The sequence below is a fragment of the Embleya sp. NPDC001921 genome (assembly GCF_053594475.1).
Window position 1 is genome coordinate 1 of the sequence record NZ_JBSFEO010000095.1, and the last position, 17,156, is coordinate 17,156.

Below are 17,156 nucleotides of genomic sequence, written 5' to 3' on the forward strand. Positions count from 1 at the left end.
CGACGCCCCCGCCGGGGTGCAGGCCGCCGAGGACGCGAGCATCAACGACGTGGTGATCGCCGAGGCCGACCGCCGCATCCACGGGCCGCACCCGACCGAGGAGCACGGGGTCGCGTTCCCGCTCGAGTGAGCGCGCTCGAACAGGGCCGTGGCGGCTGCGGGTCGGGCCAGGGCGGGCCCGACCCGGGTCGGCCTCGGACTCGGCCCGGGTCCGAAAACGCGGACGGCGCAAGGCCGCACCGGGTCCCGCACCCGGGTCGCCTCGGGATCAGTCCGCGCGACCGCCGCACTCCCCCGCCCGCAGCCGCCATGGCGAGGCGTGGGCCCGGCGTCGGTGCCGACGCGGCGGCGGGGGCTGCGGGAAGTCTCAGTTGTCCGTCCGAGGGAACGAGGCCTGGGGCCGGAGCGGATGCGTCTTCGGGTGGGTTCCTTCGTGGCGCGCCCCGACCGCCGCGTGCCGACGCGCAGCGAAGAGGAGGCATGCCTTCGCGTCCTCGTCCCACACCGCTCGGCCGACGTCGCGCCCTCGTACAACGCTTGGGGTCGGTAGCGCCACGGCACGGCCCGTCGGAGACCTTGCCCTCCCATTCGGGTCCGACGGCCCGGGTCGCCAGCCGGCACTCCACCCAATCGGCGGGCCAATCGACGTACCGAATGCGGCCCACACGGGGGTTCGGCCGTGTTCGCTACGTCGATGACCTCGTTTCGGCCGAAACGAGGTCACCCGACTTCGGTTCGATTGAACCGAAGTCGGGTGTCGGTGTCGACGTCCCGAACATGCCATAGCTGCCTGAACTCTCCGGAGAGAGAAGCACCGCCGACCACCCGCGCGCAATCAGGACAAGGCGACCACGCCGAAATCGCCCACGTCGACGACGAACGAAGGACCGGCGGCTTCCGAGGAGCGCCCGATGCCGGCCTTCCAGCCAGTGCACTCCTTGCGGGGGGAACGATCGTTCTCCTATAGTGGCATTCAGAGAACGAGCGTTCTCATCGTGGGGTGGTCATTCGGCCGACCCCGATACCGCCGCGGCGACCGGACTCACGAACACCTCGCCGCGGGGACACGACAGACCCGAAAGGACACGACATGACGGACGAACTGCGCCCTCCGCTCCCGCCGTTCACCCGGGAGAGCGCCGCCGAGAAGGTCCGCCTGGCGGAAGACGGTTGGAACTCCCGCGACCCGGAGAAGGTCTCGCGGGCCTACACCACGGACTCCCATTGGAGGAACCGCGCCGAGTTCGCCGAAGGCCGCGACGAGATCGTCGCCTTCCTCACCCGCAAGTGGAAGCGGGAACTGGAGTACCGGCTCATCAAGGAACTGTGGGCCTTCGACGGCAACCGCATCGCCGTGCGCTTCGCCTACGAGTGGCACGACGACTCGGGCAACTGGTTCCGCTCCTACGGCAATGAGAACTGGGAATTCGACGACAACGGACTGATGCACCACCGATACGCGTGCATCAACGACCTGCCCATCCAGGAGTCGGAACGCAAGTACCACTGGCCGCTCGGGCGCCGCCCCGACGACCATCCCGGCCTGAGCGACCTCGGTTTGTGACGGCTCGCCGCCGTGGCCCGAGGCCTCCGCCGACCGTCGGCGGGCACCCGTCCGTCCACCGGGCGCGCCGGCACCCGCCGACCGCCCCGAGGATTCGTGCCGCCGACGGCACCACGGCCACGGGCGGCGGCCGTACTCTCTCTCCCCCGACGGCTACCGTGATTGCCGGATCCTGCACCCGGCATGGCGAACTCCCCGCGGGGTGTTGGCCGGAGCTCTCTTCCAGCGACCCTGCGCTCGCCAGCCCCCGCACGCCGACGCCGGGGAAGCCGCACCTGCCGGACGCGACCCTGTCGAAGGCTTGCGACGCCGGCCGGTCTTGCCGCACCGCGCCTGGGTCGGATGTCGCTCGAACGCTTCGGTGACGACCGAGCTTTCGAGTCATGCCGCGTGGTTGCGTGCATCGGGCGGAAGCGGGCGCCGGGGGCGCACCGACCGGTCGAGCAAAGCCGACCGGGAGGGAACTCGTCCGCGTGGTGGCCCGGGAGACGTCCGCCCGCGCGGGCGCCGACCCGGTCCCGACGGTGCCGAAGTGTCCTGCCGGCCGCGATGTCGCGCCCGAAACCCTGGCCCACCACGCGAACCACACCGGCGGCACACGTCGAATCAAATTCACGACCCGCCTGCCGGGCGAACGGCGGAGAGCGGTACGACGCCGAACAGGCGATGGCCGATCGGACGATCATCAAACCTCGAGACACCCGCCCCGACCAACTCATCTCATCGCCCCTACCTGCTGCCGTTGACCCGGACCGTGGTCGGGTACCTCGAGCACGAAGGCATCGAGATCGTCGACTACGAGGCACTCGAGATCGCCGACAACCTCGAGGTCGCCGCCCATGACCCCTTCAAGCTGCCCGGTATCGCACACCGCATGGACTACGCAGGCGTGGATGCCGTCGTACTCTCCGGCTGTGTCCAGATGCCGTCTCCGGTGACGCGGTACCGGCCGGCCCACGGGACCGTGGCTGATCCGAGCCGCCACCCCGCCCCATCGCCGTCGGCGAATCCGGGCGATCGCCGTCGTGGCCGGGAACTCGGCCAGTCCAGCCCCGTCGCCGCCGGGCAGCCGGTGGGCCGCGGTGTTCAGGCGGGGTGGGCGGCGCTGTACGTGGCGTCGAGGAGAAGGCGGGCGGCGTCGCGGGCCTGGTATGCGGGTTCGGGGCTGCCGATGATCGCCGCGGTTGTCATGGCGCCTTCGGCGAGCAGGGCCAGGTAGTCGGCCAGTGGCGTCGGCGCGTCGGCGGCCGCCGCCAGGTCGGCGAGGTAGCGGAAGAAGTGCTCCTTGTGTGCCCGGGCGGCCTCGGCGACCGCGGGTTCGCCGGCACCGAGCTCCCCGAAGGAGTTGACGAAGGCACAGCCGCGGAAATCGGGCTCGGCGAACCAGTCGTGGAGCCAGTCGAAGACCGCCAGGATCCGCTCGCGCGGGTCGGTCCGGGCGTCGACGTACGCGGCCAGGCTCCTGCGCCACCGGAGGTCGCGTCGCCGCAGGTACGCCTCCACGAGGTCCGCCTTGGACGGGTGAAGCCGGTAGAGCCGCTTGAGGGAGACGCCGGACGCGGAACGGATCTCGTCCATGCCCACCGCCTGGATGCCCCGGGCGTAGAACAGCGACTCGGCCGCGTCCAGGACCCGCAGCTCCGCGGTCTCGGAGTCGATCATGTCACTCGCCCTCTCCCTCTCGCATCGAGCCCTCTTGCATTGAGAACCATCGTTCTCCTACACTAGCAGCACGATTGAGAACGGTCGTTCTCCTCGGGGATTGGGACCGATAAGATCGCGAGCCTCGCCATGTTCGTCTCTCCGAACGCGACACCGCCGGCCCAGACCGGAGAGCTTCGCCACCGGACGCCGTCCCCGACCACCGCGCAACCACCCCCACCCGGGGTCCCGCGCCGGTGCGCCGCCGCGGCCCTGCCCGCGCAGGAGTGCCGAGTCTCCGACGCCCGCCGATTCGCCCGCGCCCTCCTGGCCTCCTGGGGTGTGATCGGAGACGACCTGGACTCCGCCGTCCTGATCGTCGGCGAACTGGCCGCCAACGCCGCCCGGCACGGCCGCGCCGACATGACACTCGTCCTGGTCCTGACCGACCGCGTCCTGAGCGTCGAGGTCGTCGACTCCGGCGAGCGGGACGAGCGCCCCCACTCCCCATACGCCGACGACGAACACGGCCGAGGCCTGGCCATCGTGGAACACCTCGCCGAAAGCATCGACACCCGAGAGGAACCGCGCCGCCACACCACACACGCCACCCTGCGCCTCGTGTGATTCGCACACGCGTCGAGCCGACCCCGCCCGGCACGCGAGTTCGCCCTCGCGCGTCAGGTGGACCACGGTGTCCGCCTCGGCCAACGCCGCCGCGATCTCGGGAGGTTCGCCCGCGCCGGTCTCCCCCACGGCCACCACCGGCACGTCCGCATCCGCCGCCAGGCGGCGCAACACGGCCACGGCCTCTGAGGCATCGGGCCGACGGCGCCGGGGAGAGGGTGGTTGAGCGGGTCCACGGCGACCGGGCGCAGGCCCGCGATGTCGGCGGCGGTCTCCCGGAGCAGGTCAGGGTGCGGTCGTCGCCCTCGTCCAGGAACAGTCCCCCGGCGGCCAGGCCCGCCGACGCGGCGTCGGCGGTTGCGCGTTCGGTGTCGGTGAGGGTGCCCGCGCGCAGCCTGCGGTGGTCCACTCCGGCTGCGGCGCGGTCAGGCGGGCGGCGATGTCGGCGCGGAAGACGGCTCGACGAACCCGACGCGCCCCTGCGGATCGCCCGGCGAGGCGTGGGTGGATGCCGACCGAACTCGGCATGCGCCGGGGCGAGGCGAGGCCGGAGTCGTTGTGGAATGCGGGGCGGGTTCGTGGTGGAGTGGGGCGACCGCGACGGCTGTGGTGGATGTCGACGTGAGAGGGTCGGGTCGTGGGTGTTCCGCCGTATCCGGAAGGGTTGTGGGCGGGCGTGTTCCGCCGTACCCGGAACGGACCCTGTCGATCCCGGAGCCCGCGTATCCGCGGGGGATGCCGGACGAGGACTACCTGCCGGTGATGCGGATCCTGGTCGAGGGGATGTCGACGCGGAACCCGGGGAACGTGATGATCGCGTTCACCACCTTCGCGAAGGCCCGCCACGACGCGTACGGTATCGCCGGCGACCCGGAACCGACCGACCCGGACGTGCGACGGGTCCGGGAACTGCTCGTGGGGTGTGGTTGGGACCCCGACTCCGACGGATAGGCACGGACGAGCGTACGAGTGGGCCCGCTCGGGGCGGGTGCGCTTGGTGGGGTCACCATCCACGGACCTTCGACGGACCGCTCCCGGAGGAACCAGCCGTGCTCGCGTCTTCGACCGGGTCGCCCTTGCCCGCGTGAACGAGGCCACTGCCGCGACCGTCGGCGCCGAGCACGTGCTTCTCGCTCGTGCGTTCGCCGGGCGGGAAGCACCCGGCCGTGACACGGTCCGGCGGCCGCCACGAGAACCGACAGCACGGCATCGCGGGTCCCCGAACCGGACCCGAAACCCATCGGCACGGAATCCGGCCTCCCGGCAGGATCCTCGATCGAGTACCCGAGCCATCACTACCGAGCACGGAATCGGCCTGCCTATCCCTCATCGGCCTCCCGGTCGTTGGCTTCGTTGGCACGGTCGATCTCGGCCATGTGCTCCTCCGCCCAGGTCCGCAGCCCCGCGAGCGCGGTTTCCAGGGACAGCCCGAGTCCGGTGAGTCGGTAGAAGACCCGCGGTGGCACGGTCGGTTCGACCCGGCGCGACACCAGCCCGTCGCTGGTCAGGCTTCGCAGTGTCACGGACAGCATCTTCTGCGAGACGCCGGGCATCCGGCGTCTCAGCTCCGCGAAGCGCACCTCGTCCGGTGCGGCATCGGCGAGCGTCTTGACGGCCATGGACGTCCACTTCGTACCGATGCGGTCCAGCAACTGCCGTGTTGGGCATTGGGGATCGAACAGGTCGCCGCGTACCCCGCGACCGGCGGCCCGGGCTCCTCTGGTGGTCACCCGCGGCTCACCACCTTCCCTGAAAGTGCCGTCTTGGAAGCGGCCGGACAGTTACCTATCGTTTTGTGGTCACCAATGGTAACCAGTTGGGGAGTCATCATGCCCGTAACCGCCGCACACCACCTGCGCCGCATCGAGACGAACGGCGTCCAACTCAACGTCGCAATCGCGGGGAACGGGCCTGCGGTTCTCCTGCTGCACGGCTTCCCGCACACCTGGCAACTCTGGAGCGGCATCATGGGCCGACTGGCCGGGCGGTACCGGGTCATCGCCCCGGACCTGCGAGGCTTCGGTGCCAGCGCGCGTGCCGTCGAGGGCTACGACGCAGGCACCCTCGCCGCCGACGCCGAAGGGCTGCTCGACGCACTCGGCGAGCCCTCGGCAGCGGTGGTCGGCATCGACGCGGGCACCACCCCCGCCACCTTGCTCGCGCTGCGCCGGCCCGACCTTGTCCGGCGCCTGGTCGTGATGGAAGCACTGCTCGGCCGCCTGCCCGGAGCAGAGCACGTCGTCGCGGGCGGCGCCCCGTGGTGGTTCGGCTTCCACGCCGTCCCCGGCCTCGCCGAGACCGTCCTGGCCGGCAACGAGGCCCCGTACATCGACTGGTTCCTCGACTCGGGGACGCTCGGGCGAGGAGTACCCGACGACGTCCGTGCGGCCTTCGTCCACGCGTACACCGGGAGCGAGGCCCTTCGATGCGCGTTCTCCTACTACCGGGCCCTGCCCACCAGCGCGCAGCAGATCCAGGACGCCGTCGCGACGGCTCGGCTGACCATGCCCACCATGGCCGTCGGCTCTCACCCCATCGGCACCGGGCTCGAACGCCAACTCCGTCCCATCACCGATGACCTGGTCGGACACCAACTCCAGGACTGTGGCCACATCATCCCCCTCGACCGCCCCGACGCATTGTTCGCGCTCCTTGCTCCCTTCCTCTCCGCCGACCTGCCGAAATGACCGGAGCGGGGCCGAAGGATCACGGTCGGCGGTTCGGGCGTTCGTCCCGGCGGTCAGTTGTCCAGGACCGCCAGGTCGGACTGCGCACGGTGATGATTGTTTGCACGGCGATTCGACCGTCCCGGCAGGGGTTCTCGTCCGCTCCGTGCCGGTCCGTTCGGGGCACCCGAGGAGAAGGGTCACGGCCGGACCGCGCCGTTCGGCCCGGCCTCGCGGGGGTGGACGCCATGAGCGGTCGGGAGTTCGAGCACCTTGTGGCGGACCTGTGCCGGCGGGACGGGTGTTCCCGGGTACGGGTGTCGGGAGGCGCGGGCGACCTGGGAACGGACGTGGTCGGACTGCTCCCCGACGGACGGCGATTCGTCGTGCAGTGCAAACGCTCATCGCTCACGTCCGAGGTCGGCTCGCCGGACATGCGGCGCTTCCTCGGCACGGGACGCCACGTCCACGGCGCCCAGGTCCTGATCCTCGCCACCTCCTCCTGTTCACCACCCCCGGCACACAACCTCGGCGTCGCCCAGTCCGCGGTCCTGATCGACCGGGACCGCCTCGGGGCCTGGTCGACGGGACGCTCCGCCCTCTCGTTCGTCGGAGCCGCTCGTCGCTGACCACCGCTTCGCCCGTACCTCGCAGACGAGTTCGGGTTTGGCCGAGGACCCCGCGACGCGTGTCAGCCCGAGGGCACACCGGGCGCTTCCTCGGGCACCCCCCGCGTGCGGGGACGCGTCATCGAGAACAGTGCCCTTCTTGCGGTGGTTCTCCGGCAGGCGCAGCGTCCGATCGGCCTCGGCAGCCAAGTCCAGCGCATCGACGAATGAGTTCCGAAAGTTTGTCGTCGACGAGGAGGGTCCAGGCAAGAGGTCGCGCGTGACGCGGGCGGCGGTGTTGGTGTGGATGATCAGCCGGTCGCGGCGCGGGGCGATCCAGGGGAAGTGGAAGGGGAGTTCGGGGAAGGTGCGTCCGCCGTGGCGGTCCCGAGGGTATTCCCCGTCCCGACTGGACAGGCAGTCGAACAGCACGGCCTGGAAGGCCTGTTGCCCGGGTCGTCGGTGTCCAGGGCCGGCCTGCCCCGGCGGAGGTATCCACGCGGGATCGGCCCGGCGGTCTCCAGGTGTGCGCGGACCACGTTGAGGCAGTGCCGATGGTCGGGGCCCTCGATCCGCGCCGTCACCCCCGCGTCGATCAGCGGGATCCGCCCAGGGCCGCGCCGTCCGGTGCGGATCCGGACGTCCCGGACGTCACCGTGGCCGCTCGGCGCCCTGTGCCGAACGCACCACGTGGTCGGTTCACCCGGCGGTCGTCGTGGGCTCGGGCACCGAGCACGAGATCACGCACCATACCGACGCGGATGTCCGAACCCCCCGGACGGCTGATCTTCGTCCTGGGTCCGCGCTACCGGCGGTGGGCGTAAGGGGAACCGGAGAGGTATCCGAGTCCTCCCACGTGAGAACGATGCCGCTCGAGACCCCGCTTCCTACTCTCGTCGCACGGGGAAGCGACGCGCCCGCGCCCGGAGCGCGACGTCGCCGGGACGCGTCGCGTGTGGACGCCGCTTCCCGGGGCGACGGCAAGACGGCCGTCGGCGCCTTCGGGCGCGCACGGTTGCTTCCCCGCCTGCACGACCGACATCGATCGAGAGGCAGATTCGTGACCCACCCTCCCCGGATCCCTTCCTCGGCGGAAGCCGCCGGCGGCACCCGAAGTACACCCACCCGGCGCACCGTGCTGCGCCGTTCGCTGGCCGCCGCCGCGGTGGCGGGCACGGCCGGAACGGCGGGCGTCGGCACCGCGCCGGCCGCGCACGCGAGCGACGCACCACCGGCCGAGGCGGACCGTGCGGGCGACACGTCCACGGCCCGGCACTGGCGCTCCAGGCTTGCCACGCTGGCCGCCCTACACCAGGTCCCCGGCGCCTCGTTGGGCATTCTGGCCGGAGACCGGGTCGTCAAGGTCGCCACCGGTCTGGCCAACGCCGACGACCGTATCGAGGCCACGCCCGACACGCTCTGGCAGATCGGCTCCATCACCAAGGTCTGGACCGCCACACTCGCCATGCGTCTGGTGGAGGAGGGCGCAATCGACCTCGACACTCCGGTCGTACGCTATCTGCCCGAGCTGCGACTGCCCGACCCCGACCGAACCAGGCGCCTGACGCTGCGTCACCTGCTCGCCCACACCAGCGGGATCGACGGCGACGTGCTCCCCGACACCGGACGCGGCGACGACTGCCTGGAGCGGTTCACCGCCCTGCTCAAGGACGTTCCGGCGGTCCACCCACTGGGCCGCGCGTACTCGTACTGCAACGTCGGTCTGATCCTCACCGGCCGGCTGATCGAACGCCGCACCGGCACGACCTGGGACACCGCGCTGCGCGAACGCGTGATCGGGCCGCTGGGCCTGACCCGCAGCCACACGCTGCCGGAGGACGTGCTCGCGTATCGTGCCGCCGCCGGTCACACCTCGGGACCGGACGGGCGGCCGCGCGTCGACCCCACGTGGATGCCCCGCTCGCAGGGCCCGTGCGGCATCGTGTGCTCCAGCGTCGGCGACGTGCTCGCCTTCGTCCGCCTGCACCTGAACGACGGCCTCGGGCCCGACGGCACCCGGCTGCTGTCGGCGCGCGCCGCCGAGGAGATGCGGTCGTTCCAGACGGCCACGCCCAACACCCCGGACAACGGCGAAACCCGCGGTCTGGGGTGGGCCCGTTGGGACTGGAACGGTCGGGCGGTGTACGGCCACGACGGCAGGACCCAGGGTCAGTCGTCCTACCTTCGTGTACTGCCCGACGCCCGTCTCGCGGTCGTTCTGCTCACCAACGGAGGCGACGCCCAGGCGCTCTACCACGACCTGTACCGGGAGATCTTCACCGACTTCGCCGGCGTCGCGCCCCGCCCGCCGCACGCCCCCGACGGCACCAGGCCACCGCACGACGCGGGAGGCTACCTGGGCCGATACCAACGCGTGGGGGTGCTCGAAGAGATCCTCGAACGGGGCGGTGCGCTGTTCCTGCGCCGGGCCTTCACGGGAGGCACTCCCAGCGAGTTCGAGCTCCACCCCGCCGGCCGGGACCTGTACGTCCACCGCTTGCCCGGCGTTCGCGACTGGGAGCCGCTCAAGTGCTTCACCCTGGACGGCACGCGTTACGTGTGCCAGAGCGACCGGGTGCTGCCACAGATCTCCTGACGCCGCACATTCCGGATTCCGGATGGCCGCTCGGGGTTCGAGGGGTTCGCGGCGCAGGAGTTCGGCCAGGGACGTGGGGTTGCCTCGGTAGCGGTCGGGGCGGGTTTCGGCGCGAAGTCCGCTGGTGTGGGCGAGGAGTTGAGGGAGGGTGGCGTCGGCGCCGGGCGCGTGGTCGCCGATCGCGGGTGGATAGGCGCGGACGGGGGTGTCGGGGCCGAGGAGTCCGGCGTCGACGGCGCGGCCGACCAGGGGCCGGGTGGCAACGATCTTGGTCGGGGACGCGGCGTCGTAGCGGGTGTGTTCGGTGGGTGGATCGTCGCCGCATTCGGGGGCGACGACGCCCGCCGGGATGGTGTGCTGCTCCCCCGCCGCCGTGCCACAGACGATGACGCCACCGGGGCCTCCCCCGCTGTTGACGAGGGCGTCGAGGGTCTCATGCAGGGTTTCGAGGTCGGTGCGGGGGAACGGCGTGGTGGTCATGGGTGCTGGTTCCCCGTGGTCGTGAGGGTGACGTCGGCACCGAGCGCGGCGAGGGTGGGCAGAACGTTCGGTAGCCGCGCCGGAGGTGGTGCATCGCCCCGAGGCACGGAAGAATCGGCGCGGGGGACTCCGGGCGGTGGCGATCCCATTGGTCACACGGTTCGGGCCCGGGCCACATTTCTCGCGGAGCACTCCGGGTGCCTTCGCCGAACCCCGGTCCACCGTCGGCATCGGCATCGACCATGCGCCGGTCGACCCCGCGGACCTTCCGCCGACATCTCCCTCACCGCAGGCGATCTCAGGCATCCCGGACCACCCCCGACGGCGACCGTGCCCGTGTCCGTGCGGGCCCGATCACGTCGTGGCGTCGGTCCAGGGCGGATCCACCAGGGCGTCGATGCGGGCGGCCAACTCCGGGTGGGTGGTGGTCAGGTGCGCACGAGCGGCGTTGAGGGGGTCGATCAGGGCGGCCGGGTCGTCCTGGCCCAGGGCCTGGTCCAGTCGTCCCACGCAGGCACGGGATGCGGCCGGGAGGTCGGTGAGTGCGGTGATGCGGCCCGCGAGGCGGCGCAGGTCGGCGGCGTTGTCGCGGGCCCGGGCGCCGGCGGCGCGGTCGGCGGCGCGGCGTTCGCGGGTGGCGGTGACGCGTTGTTCGCCGGTGGTTCCGGCGGGGCCCGGGCGCAGCCGCAGGTAGCGGCGTTCGGCCGCCTGCCGGCTGGCGACGCCCAGGGGGTGGGCGAGGTCCGCCCAACTGGCGCCCGCGTCGCGGGCGTTCTCGATCAGGCCGCTCTCCCATCCGGCGAGTCGCTCGCGGATCTCGCGGAGCAGCAGCAGCGAGGCCAGCGCCTGTTCGGGGCCCTCTCCCGGGCGCGCGGGCTCGCGGTTGCCGTGCTGTGCGGTACGGACGGCCCGGTCGATGGCTTCCAGGGCCGCGGCGGCGGCCAGGAAGGACGCGGGCCCCGCGGCGGGGTTGTCGGGTCGTTCGTTCGCGGTCACCGGAGCCCCTCTCACATCGTCATCCTTTGGATGACCCTCATGTTTGTCATCCTTTCGATGACATGCTACAACGGTTCCAGGCAGCCCGTCAGGGCGCTACCGACCGAACCTTTCGGAGGTGTTCTCGCGATGTTGATGCGTACCGACCCCTTCCGCGAGCTCGACCGGCTCGCGCAGCAGCTCCTCGTACCCGGCGCCGCCTCCCGGCCGACCGCGATGCCGATGGACGCCTGGCGCGACGGTGAGGTGTACGTGGTCTCGTTCGACCTGCCGGGCGTGACCCCCGAGGCGATCGACATCGACGTCGAACGCAACATGCTCACCGTCAAGGCCCGCCGCGAACCCGTCGCCAAGGCCGACGAGGTACAGATGGAGCTGTCCGAGCGCCCCGTGGGCGTCTTCTCCCGCCAGATCGTGCTCGCCGACACCCTCGACACCGAACGCATCGACGCCGACTACGAAGCCGGCGTACTGACCCTGCGGATCCCCATCGCCGAGCGTGCCAAGCCCCGCAAGATCCCGATCGGCGGCGGTGCAGCCGACCGCAAGGTCATCACCGCCTGACACAGAGCCGCGACACCGGGGCGCGCGGCCGGCCCGGGGCGTGCCGAGACGCGGCACGCCCCCGCCGGCCCCAACCGGCATGCGCGGGCGGCCACATGGACCGGAGCCCTCCGGATCGCGGTCACTCGTATGCCCTCGACCGCCCGCGCCGTGCCAACGCTTCCCTCCCCCGACACCCATTCAACTCCGGGACCGGAAAGGCGATCCGCGACAATGCACACCCGAAACGAACCCTCTCCGACCACGACGGTGGGCACCTACACCGACCTGGTGGACAAGGTCCGTCTCGAAGGGGCCTACCGCACCCGGGCCCAAGCCGAGGACGCGCTCCGCGTCGTACTCTCCGGACTGGGCCGCCAACTCACCGGACGAGAGCGCCTGGACCTCGCCGCCCGACTCCCCATCGAAGCCGCCCTCCTGCTCACCGCGCACACCGCCCAACCCCGCCCCTCCAGCGGCCTGGACTTCGTGAAAGACATCGCCGCCCGCACCGACAGCACCCCCGGCGTCGCACGCTGGGACACCGGATCGGTCCTGACCGTCGTCGCCGCCCTTGCCGGCCCCGAACTCCTCACCCGCATGCTGACCCGGCTGCCCACCGGCTGGGCTCTGCTCTTCGGCCGCGCCGAACTCGCCCCCGCAGCCTGAAACCCGGACCCCGGGACCGGCCGGAGACCGGGTCACCGTGTGAGAGGCACGACGAGTGGCCGCCCCCGGTGGAAGGCCGCCGTGGCTCCAGCCGAGGGGTATTCCACGGATGCAATGATCCGGGCCCGCCCGGTGCGTACCCCCACCCACGCCAACCACAACCGGCGCCGTCCCGGGCCGGGCGGGCCCCCCGCCCGGCCCGAACAGGGCCCGGCCGGCGCGCGGGCCGCCGGCGTCCGACGCAGAACCGACGGATGACAGGCCCGGAGTACACGCCCACCTCGAACTCGCACGGCACCGGCGACAAGGTCACCGCCGACCCGTTCGACTGGCCCGACCCGCGCAACGCCCCACCCGGCCGACTGGAGCGCCCGGGTCGACCGGGCGCCGGAAGGTCGCCGCCGGCATCGCAAGCCCTCGTTCCACGACTCGCCGGTTCCCGAGTCGGGGAAGGCGTCGGCGTTGGCGATCGCGCCGCAGCCGGACGCGCCCCGCCGGGCGTGGCGGCTGCCGAAGACACCTGCCGGAAACCGGTGGAGGAGCGGCAGGTGCCCGACGCGGCGGAGCGTGATCTCGCCTGCCGGGCAGGGCGGTTGTCGACCGGGCCGCCGGTGACGGGTGCGGACGAGGATCCGGTCGAGGACGATCCGGTCGTTTGATGGGGTCCATTTCTCGCCGGGACCGTCGCCACCACGCCCGTCCCCGGCGACCGTGGTCGCCTCGTCGCCGCTGTTGCAGGACCTGGCCGCAGCCCGTGAAGAGCACGCCCCGATCGAGCCGTTGTGCCGGAACGCCGGACGCGCACGCGAACCGGCGACCGCCCCGATGCCCGACCTCCATCGCGACACTCGTGCCCCCGGGCCCGGCCGGCCTCATCCGCCACGGTGTCAAGCCCGAGACGTGTCGACCGTGCCGTGCACGGCCCTGACCCAGCCGCCGGAATGACCCGACCCTCGACGCACTCGGCCCCGACCGGCCACACGAGGAACCGCACCCTGCGGAAGCGGCCCCGTCCCGGCACGAGCCCGGCCGCCGACACGTTCGAGGGAACGTTCACGCATCCGGCCCAACCCCGCGCGATGTAGACCGTTTTGCCGTCATCGTGGACACACGCCCTTCGCGGGCCCGCGTCCGTCGGCGACGAACGCGCGGAATGTGCCCCTGCGGCGGGAACGCGACGAGGGCGTCGACCACCTGTGGAGTCGATGCCCTCGCCCACCCCGAGCACCCCAACCGCCGACACGCCTCGCGGCCCTCGAACAGCGTTCGCCCCCCGGCCCCGCACGGTGCCTCACCCGGCCGGCGCACGCGCAGGGCCGGAGCAAGACAGCCGACAGCCGAGCGGGCGCGCCGTTGGTCGGCCGTGCCCGGGCAGGGGTGAGATCCGACGACGCTTCGTCGCCGATTCCCCTCGCACGCCTGGGCCTGGAGGTCGGTGCCGCCCTACGCACCGACTCCCTCGACGCACCACCCGCCGGCAATGACCCCGGCGCGGCCACCGGACACGACCTGCGAGGCGCCCCCGACCCCGCGCTCGAACTCGTCCTCAACCGGGAAGCTCTGCGCCCGCTGATCGCCGAACTCGACGACCGCGACCGCCGCATCCTCAAGCTCCGCTTCTGGGACGACCTCACCCAGGCCGAGATCGGCAGGATCCTCGGCCTCTCCCAGATGCACGTATCCCGCCTGCTCACCCAGGCCTTCACCGCCCTGCGCACGGGCATGCTCGCCACCACCTGAATCCGGCGCCGAGCGCCTCGCCACCCCCACGGCCGCGCGTGCGGGGTGGCGGAGCGCGAGGCCCGATTCGGCACCACACGGCCCGGGTAGCGGAGTTCGACACCCGACAGACAACGCGTCACAGGAGGCACCGATGAGCGAGAGCGGCGACATCACCGGGACCAAGGACAAGGACTACAACATCATCTGGTTCACCGAGGCGTGCCTGAGCAACGCCCTGCGCCTGCAGACGTACATCCGGGACGCCGAACGCGACGGCGACAACGAACTCGCGGAATTCTTCCGACGCGCCCAAGGCGAAAGCCGCAAGGGCGCCGAACAAGCCAAGGCACTCCTACGCGCACGACTGGACGGCTGACCCCCGGAACCCGAACGTCGGCGCGTTCCCGCGCAGGAGGGCTTTGGGGAACCCGCCGACGACCGGCCGGACATCACGGCATGGATCCTCGACCGGCACCACGACGTCGCAGGCGAGGTCGATCCCTCACGGAGCGAGGAAGACAGTGATCGACGACGGCGAAGTCCGTGTGCGCGTGATCGGCGGCGACCGGGCACTGGTGACACTCCCCGCAGTGATGGACGCGACCGCGGCCCACGGCGTGCGCCGAGCCCTCCTGCACGGCATCAACGCGCTTCCCGACCACATCGTCGACATCGACTTCGACCTCTCCGACATCGAGGTCCTCGACGACGCCGGCACCGCCGCCCTCGGCGCCGCCCGCCGCCACGCCTTCCTGCTCGGACTACGCCCGGGACACCCCACCACGCAACACCACACGGACCAAACCCCGACCGACACCGGGGACAAACTGCTCGGCGACACCCCGCTCCGACGTTGAGCACCCGACGCCGTCGCCGATCGTGGACGCCGCCGGGTCCGCGACCACGACGTCCCACCCGACCGGGCCGGGCAACCCGGCCACCGGCCGGTCGAGGTCGAGGCCGACCTCCCCCATCACCCAGGCCCGGCGCGGAGGCCGCGCGGAGCCCGGCCGTCCGTCAGACCAACGGGCACCCGGCCGCCTGCCGTACGGGTACTCGTCGGCCGAAGGCGGCATGGTCGCCGCTGACGTCGGCCCCGTGATCCCGAACGGCTTCAACGGTGAACGAACAGGCACAGTCGCCGATCCACCACAGGCGGGTGGGCACGGGCCGGCGCCTTCGGATCGAAGCGGGGGTCGGCGCCGCGGATCGCGCCGCTCCAGGCGCCGTCGGGTCGGCGGGCCGGACGGGCACGCACCTCGAAGCGCCCGGCTTCGGTCATCACCCGAGCGGGGCCACGTACTCGGTGCGCGTCATGAATCCCACCGCCTTCGGCCGGATCGTCTCGGCCGTCGCCGCCGGGCGTCGTGCCCTCGTGTGCGGTCGCGCGAAGGTCGGCGGCCGGTCGGTGCTCCCGTCCCGACCCCGGCCGCCGACGTCCGGCCGGCGATCCCGCGCACCTCAGGGGCCCTCGGGCCGGCGCGACCATTCCATTGTCCCGCAACATCCCGGGACGTCGCGTCCCACCGGCCCCGCTCACGCAGGCCTGCGACCCTCGCCTCGCGGGCACGCCCACACGCGAGACGGCTCCATCGCTCACCAGGGCAGTCCTGCCCAGCCGACAACGACCGTGGGATCGTCGGTCACACGGACAGGGTGGTGGCGCCTTGCTCCGGCGGGCCGCCGGCCGCCGTCCCGCTTCGGTGCTCCTCCTCGGTGACCTGCGACGGTCCGGGCCGGTGCCTTGCCGGCTCACCAGGTCGGGCGGATCGGCCCCGGTGGGGTGAGCCGGGTCAGGTCGGCGACGAGTTCACCGAAGCGCGCCTCGCCCAGTGCCTCTCGCCACGGTGCGACGGCGGCCCGGGCCGCTCGGTCGGCGGCGCGAGTGGCGGCCCAGCCTGCCTCCGTCAGTCCCAGGAGCCGGGCGCGGGCGTCGTGGGGGTGTGGATGCCGGGCCACATACCCCTTGCGGACCAGTTCCTCGACCAGTTGGGCGGCGGCCTGCTTGGTCACCCCCAGGTGCTCGGCCAGGTCGGCCGTGGTGGCGTCGCCCAGGGAGATGCGGGCGAAGGCGAAGCCGTGTGCGGGCCGCAGATCCTCGAATCCCTGCTGGGACACGCGAGTGTGGATCTCCTGCACCAACTGTCCGGAGAGTGCCAGCACGAGTGCGGAGAAGGCCAGAGCGTCATCCATGGGCTTGACTATAACTCGTCAAGCTGCTTGTCTTCATGGACAAGTTGCTTGTCTATAAGGAGGTCGGTATGCCCTTCATCCGCAGTGACGAGGCCGTCGTGCACGAGATCCACGGTGCCCGCTTCGTTTCCTACGTCCGTCCGGGCACGGGCAGCCGGGATCTCGCCGCCTGGCGCGGCGAGATCCCGGCCGGGACGGTGGGTCCGGCCCACGTGATCAGTCACGAGGAAACCTTCTACGTCCTGTCCGGTCGTCTTCGGTTCACGATCGGCGGCGAGAGCGCCGAACTGGGCGTCGGTGACGCGGCGGTGGCTCCGGCAGGCTCCGAGCTGGCGGTTGCCAACACCACCGACCGGCCCGCGCACATGTGGGTCACCACACGTGTCGGGCTCAGCGCCGAGCTGGCCGACGGCAGCACCATCACGCCGCCCTGGACCCATTAGACCCACACAGGGCCTCGGGTCACGCTTCACGTATCAGTGCCGGGCCGGGCAGGACGAAGGCACTCGGGACGGTCCACCGGGGCGCCTCGCCGGGACAGGCACCGCCGTGCTCGACCGGCAGCACCCGGTGCAGGCCGCCGAGCAGGGCGAGGACCCGGATTGAACGATGCCGGCGCGGCGGGCGGCGGCGGCCGGTCCCGCTGGGCGATGACCCTATGGGGATCGCGGATCACTGGTCGTGGATCACTGGTTCCGGCGTTCGGCCTCGGTGGCCCGGTAGGGTCGGGCTCGGCGCGGCCCGGGACGGGTGGCACCGGGTCCCGCACGCCTTGCCCGAGGCCGTCCGTCGCGGCACCCCCGACGCGCACGGCCGACGCGCCCTCGCGCCGAACGGCGCGCACGTACCGG

At 72.0% G+C, this 17,156-nt stretch carries 16 protein-coding genes and 1 pseudogene; 12 read left to right on the plus strand and 5 right to left on the minus strand.

Translation table 11 applies throughout. From position 1 onward, the window contains the following. The first annotated feature begins 1,090 nt into the window (after positions 1-1,090). The gene (locus ACWCPW_RS50190; protein ID WP_449768370.1) at positions 1,091-1,564 is read left to right on the plus strand and encodes a nuclear transport factor 2 family protein; all 474 of its coding nucleotides are present in this window, start codon (positions 1,091-1,093) and stop codon (positions 1,562-1,564) included. 1,086 nt (positions 1,565-2,650) lie between these two features. On the opposite strand, the gene ACWCPW_RS50195 is transcribed toward ACWCPW_RS50190, so the two are convergent. Further along, positions 2,651-3,226 carry a TetR/AcrR family transcriptional regulator gene (locus tag ACWCPW_RS50195; protein WP_449768371.1) on the minus strand — a complete coding sequence of 192 codons (576 nt, stop codon included), beginning with the start codon at positions 3,224-3,226 and terminating at the stop codon, positions 2,651-2,653. A 129-nt stretch (positions 3,227-3,355) separates the two neighbouring features. Between ACWCPW_RS50195 and ACWCPW_RS50200 the strand changes: the two genes are divergently transcribed. Together ACWCPW_RS50200 and ACWCPW_RS50205 are read left to right on the plus strand one after the other, a co-directional pair. Continuing rightward, the gene (locus ACWCPW_RS50200; protein WP_449768372.1) at positions 3,356-3,832 is read left to right on the plus strand and encodes an ATP-binding protein; all 477 of its coding nucleotides are present in this window, start codon (positions 3,356-3,358) and stop codon (positions 3,830-3,832) included. A gap of 735 nt (positions 3,833-4,567) precedes the next feature. Further along, positions 4,568-4,783: a hypothetical protein gene (locus tag ACWCPW_RS50205; protein ID WP_449768373.1), complete on the plus strand. Its 216-nt coding sequence runs from the start codon at positions 4,568-4,570 to the stop codon at positions 4,781-4,783. Positions 4,784-5,151: 368 nt separating this feature from the next. Here the strand turns inward: ACWCPW_RS50205 and ACWCPW_RS50210 are convergent, their stop codons facing one another. Next, positions 5,152-5,562, minus strand: a complete 411-nt coding sequence (locus ACWCPW_RS50210) for a winged helix-turn-helix transcriptional regulator (RefSeq protein ID WP_449768374.1) — start codon at positions 5,560-5,562, stop codon at positions 5,152-5,154. Positions 5,563-5,661: 99 nt separating this feature from the next. Between ACWCPW_RS50210 and ACWCPW_RS50215 the strand changes: the two genes are divergently transcribed. The 3 genes from ACWCPW_RS50215 to ACWCPW_RS50225 all read left to right on the plus strand — a co-directional run bounded on the left by ACWCPW_RS50215 (position 5,662) and on the right by ACWCPW_RS50225 (position 9,702). Continuing rightward, positions 5,662-6,519 carry an alpha/beta fold hydrolase gene (locus ACWCPW_RS50215; protein ID WP_449768375.1) on the plus strand — a complete coding sequence of 286 codons (858 nt, stop codon included), beginning with the start codon at positions 5,662-5,664 and terminating at the stop codon, positions 6,517-6,519. A gap of 227 nt (positions 6,520-6,746) precedes the next feature. Next, the gene (locus ACWCPW_RS50220; RefSeq protein WP_449768376.1) at positions 6,747-7,127 is read left to right on the plus strand and encodes a restriction endonuclease; all 381 of its coding nucleotides are present in this window, start codon (positions 6,747-6,749) and stop codon (positions 7,125-7,127) included. A 1,039-nt stretch (positions 7,128-8,166) separates the two neighbouring features. After that, a complete protein-coding gene (locus tag ACWCPW_RS50225; RefSeq protein ID WP_449768377.1) occupies positions 8,167-9,702 on the plus strand; it encodes a serine hydrolase domain-containing protein in 1,536 nt (511 codons plus the stop codon). 48 nt (positions 9,703-9,750) lie between these two features. On the opposite strand, the pseudogene ACWCPW_RS50230 reads toward ACWCPW_RS50225, so the two are convergent. Together ACWCPW_RS50230 and ACWCPW_RS50235 are read right to left on the minus strand one after the other, a co-directional pair. After that, positions 9,751-10,488, minus strand: a pseudogene (locus ACWCPW_RS50230) (serine hydrolase); the annotation flags it as partial. A 48-nt stretch (positions 10,489-10,536) separates the two neighbouring features. Continuing rightward, on the minus strand, positions 10,537-11,178 hold the full coding sequence (locus tag ACWCPW_RS50235; protein ID WP_449768378.1) for a type III effector protein: 642 nt from the start codon (positions 11,176-11,178) through the stop codon (positions 10,537-10,539). Positions 11,179-11,307: 129 nt separating this feature from the next. Between ACWCPW_RS50235 and ACWCPW_RS50240 the strand changes: the two genes are divergently transcribed. From ACWCPW_RS50240 to ACWCPW_RS50260, 5 genes are all read left to right on the plus strand, one after another. After that, entirely contained in the window at positions 11,308-11,742 is a 435-nt protein-coding gene (locus ACWCPW_RS50240; RefSeq protein ID WP_449768379.1) for an Hsp20/alpha crystallin family protein, read from the plus strand. A gap of 213 nt (positions 11,743-11,955) precedes the next feature. Continuing rightward, positions 11,956-12,390 carry a DUF2267 domain-containing protein gene (locus ACWCPW_RS50245; RefSeq protein ID WP_449768380.1) on the plus strand — a complete coding sequence of 145 codons (435 nt, stop codon included), beginning with the start codon at positions 11,956-11,958 and terminating at the stop codon, positions 12,388-12,390. 1,377 nt (positions 12,391-13,767) lie between these two features. Then, positions 13,768-14,130: a sigma-70 family RNA polymerase sigma factor gene (locus ACWCPW_RS50250; protein ID WP_449768381.1), complete on the plus strand. Its 363-nt coding sequence runs from the start codon at positions 13,768-13,770 to the stop codon at positions 14,128-14,130. Positions 14,131-14,263: 133 nt separating this feature from the next. After that, positions 14,264-14,488 (plus strand): hypothetical protein, encoded by a 225-nt coding sequence (locus tag ACWCPW_RS50255; RefSeq protein ID WP_449768382.1) that lies wholly within the window; start codon positions 14,264-14,266, stop codon positions 14,486-14,488. A gap of 145 nt (positions 14,489-14,633) precedes the next feature. Beyond that, on the plus strand, positions 14,634-14,969 hold the full coding sequence (locus tag ACWCPW_RS50260) for an STAS domain-containing protein (protein ID WP_449768383.1): 336 nt from the start codon (positions 14,634-14,636) through the stop codon (positions 14,967-14,969). An 895-nt stretch (positions 14,970-15,864) separates the two neighbouring features. Here the strand turns inward: ACWCPW_RS50260 and ACWCPW_RS50265 are convergent. Beyond that, the gene (locus tag ACWCPW_RS50265; RefSeq protein ID WP_449768384.1) at positions 15,865-16,305 is read right to left on the minus strand and encodes a MarR family winged helix-turn-helix transcriptional regulator; all 441 of its coding nucleotides are present in this window, start codon (positions 16,303-16,305) and stop codon (positions 15,865-15,867) included. A gap of 68 nt (positions 16,306-16,373) precedes the next feature. On the opposite strand from ACWCPW_RS50265, the gene ACWCPW_RS50270 reads away from it, so the two are divergent. Further along, complete coding sequence (locus ACWCPW_RS50270; RefSeq protein ID WP_449768385.1) at positions 16,374-16,748, plus strand: cupin domain-containing protein; 375 nt, start codon at positions 16,374-16,376, stop codon at positions 16,746-16,748. Positions 16,749-17,156 lie beyond the last annotated feature (408 nt).

Bases quoted from the DNA above. Each gene is read 5' to 3' on its own strand.
- ACWCPW_RS50190 (WP_449768370.1), top strand. From the start codon at position 1,091: ATGACGGACGAACTGCGCCCTCCGCTCCCGCCGTTCACCCGGGAGAGC.
- ACWCPW_RS50195 (WP_449768371.1), bottom strand. From the start codon at position 3,226: ATGATCGACTCCGAGACCGCGGAGCTGCGGGTCCTGGACGCGGCCGAG.
- ACWCPW_RS50200 (WP_449768372.1), top strand. From the start codon at position 3,356: ATGTTCGTCTCTCCGAACGCGACACCGCCGGCCCAGACCGGAGAGCTT.
- ACWCPW_RS50205 (WP_449768373.1), top strand. From the start codon at position 4,568: ATGCCGGACGAGGACTACCTGCCGGTGATGCGGATCCTGGTCGAGGGG.
- ACWCPW_RS50215 (WP_449768375.1), top strand. From the start codon at position 5,662: ATGCCCGTAACCGCCGCACACCACCTGCGCCGCATCGAGACGAACGGC.
- ACWCPW_RS50220 (WP_449768376.1), top strand. From the start codon at position 6,747: ATGAGCGGTCGGGAGTTCGAGCACCTTGTGGCGGACCTGTGCCGGCGG.
- ACWCPW_RS50240 (WP_449768379.1), top strand. From the start codon at position 11,308: ATGTTGATGCGTACCGACCCCTTCCGCGAGCTCGACCGGCTCGCGCAG.
- ACWCPW_RS50245 (WP_449768380.1), top strand. From the start codon at position 11,956: ATGCACACCCGAAACGAACCCTCTCCGACCACGACGGTGGGCACCTAC.
- ACWCPW_RS50255 (WP_449768382.1), top strand. From the start codon at position 14,264: ATGAGCGAGAGCGGCGACATCACCGGGACCAAGGACAAGGACTACAAC.
- ACWCPW_RS50265 (WP_449768384.1), bottom strand. From the start codon at position 16,305: ATGGATGACGCTCTGGCCTTCTCCGCACTCGTGCTGGCACTCTCCGGA.
- ACWCPW_RS50270 (WP_449768385.1), top strand. From the start codon at position 16,374: ATGCCCTTCATCCGCAGTGACGAGGCCGTCGTGCACGAGATCCACGGT.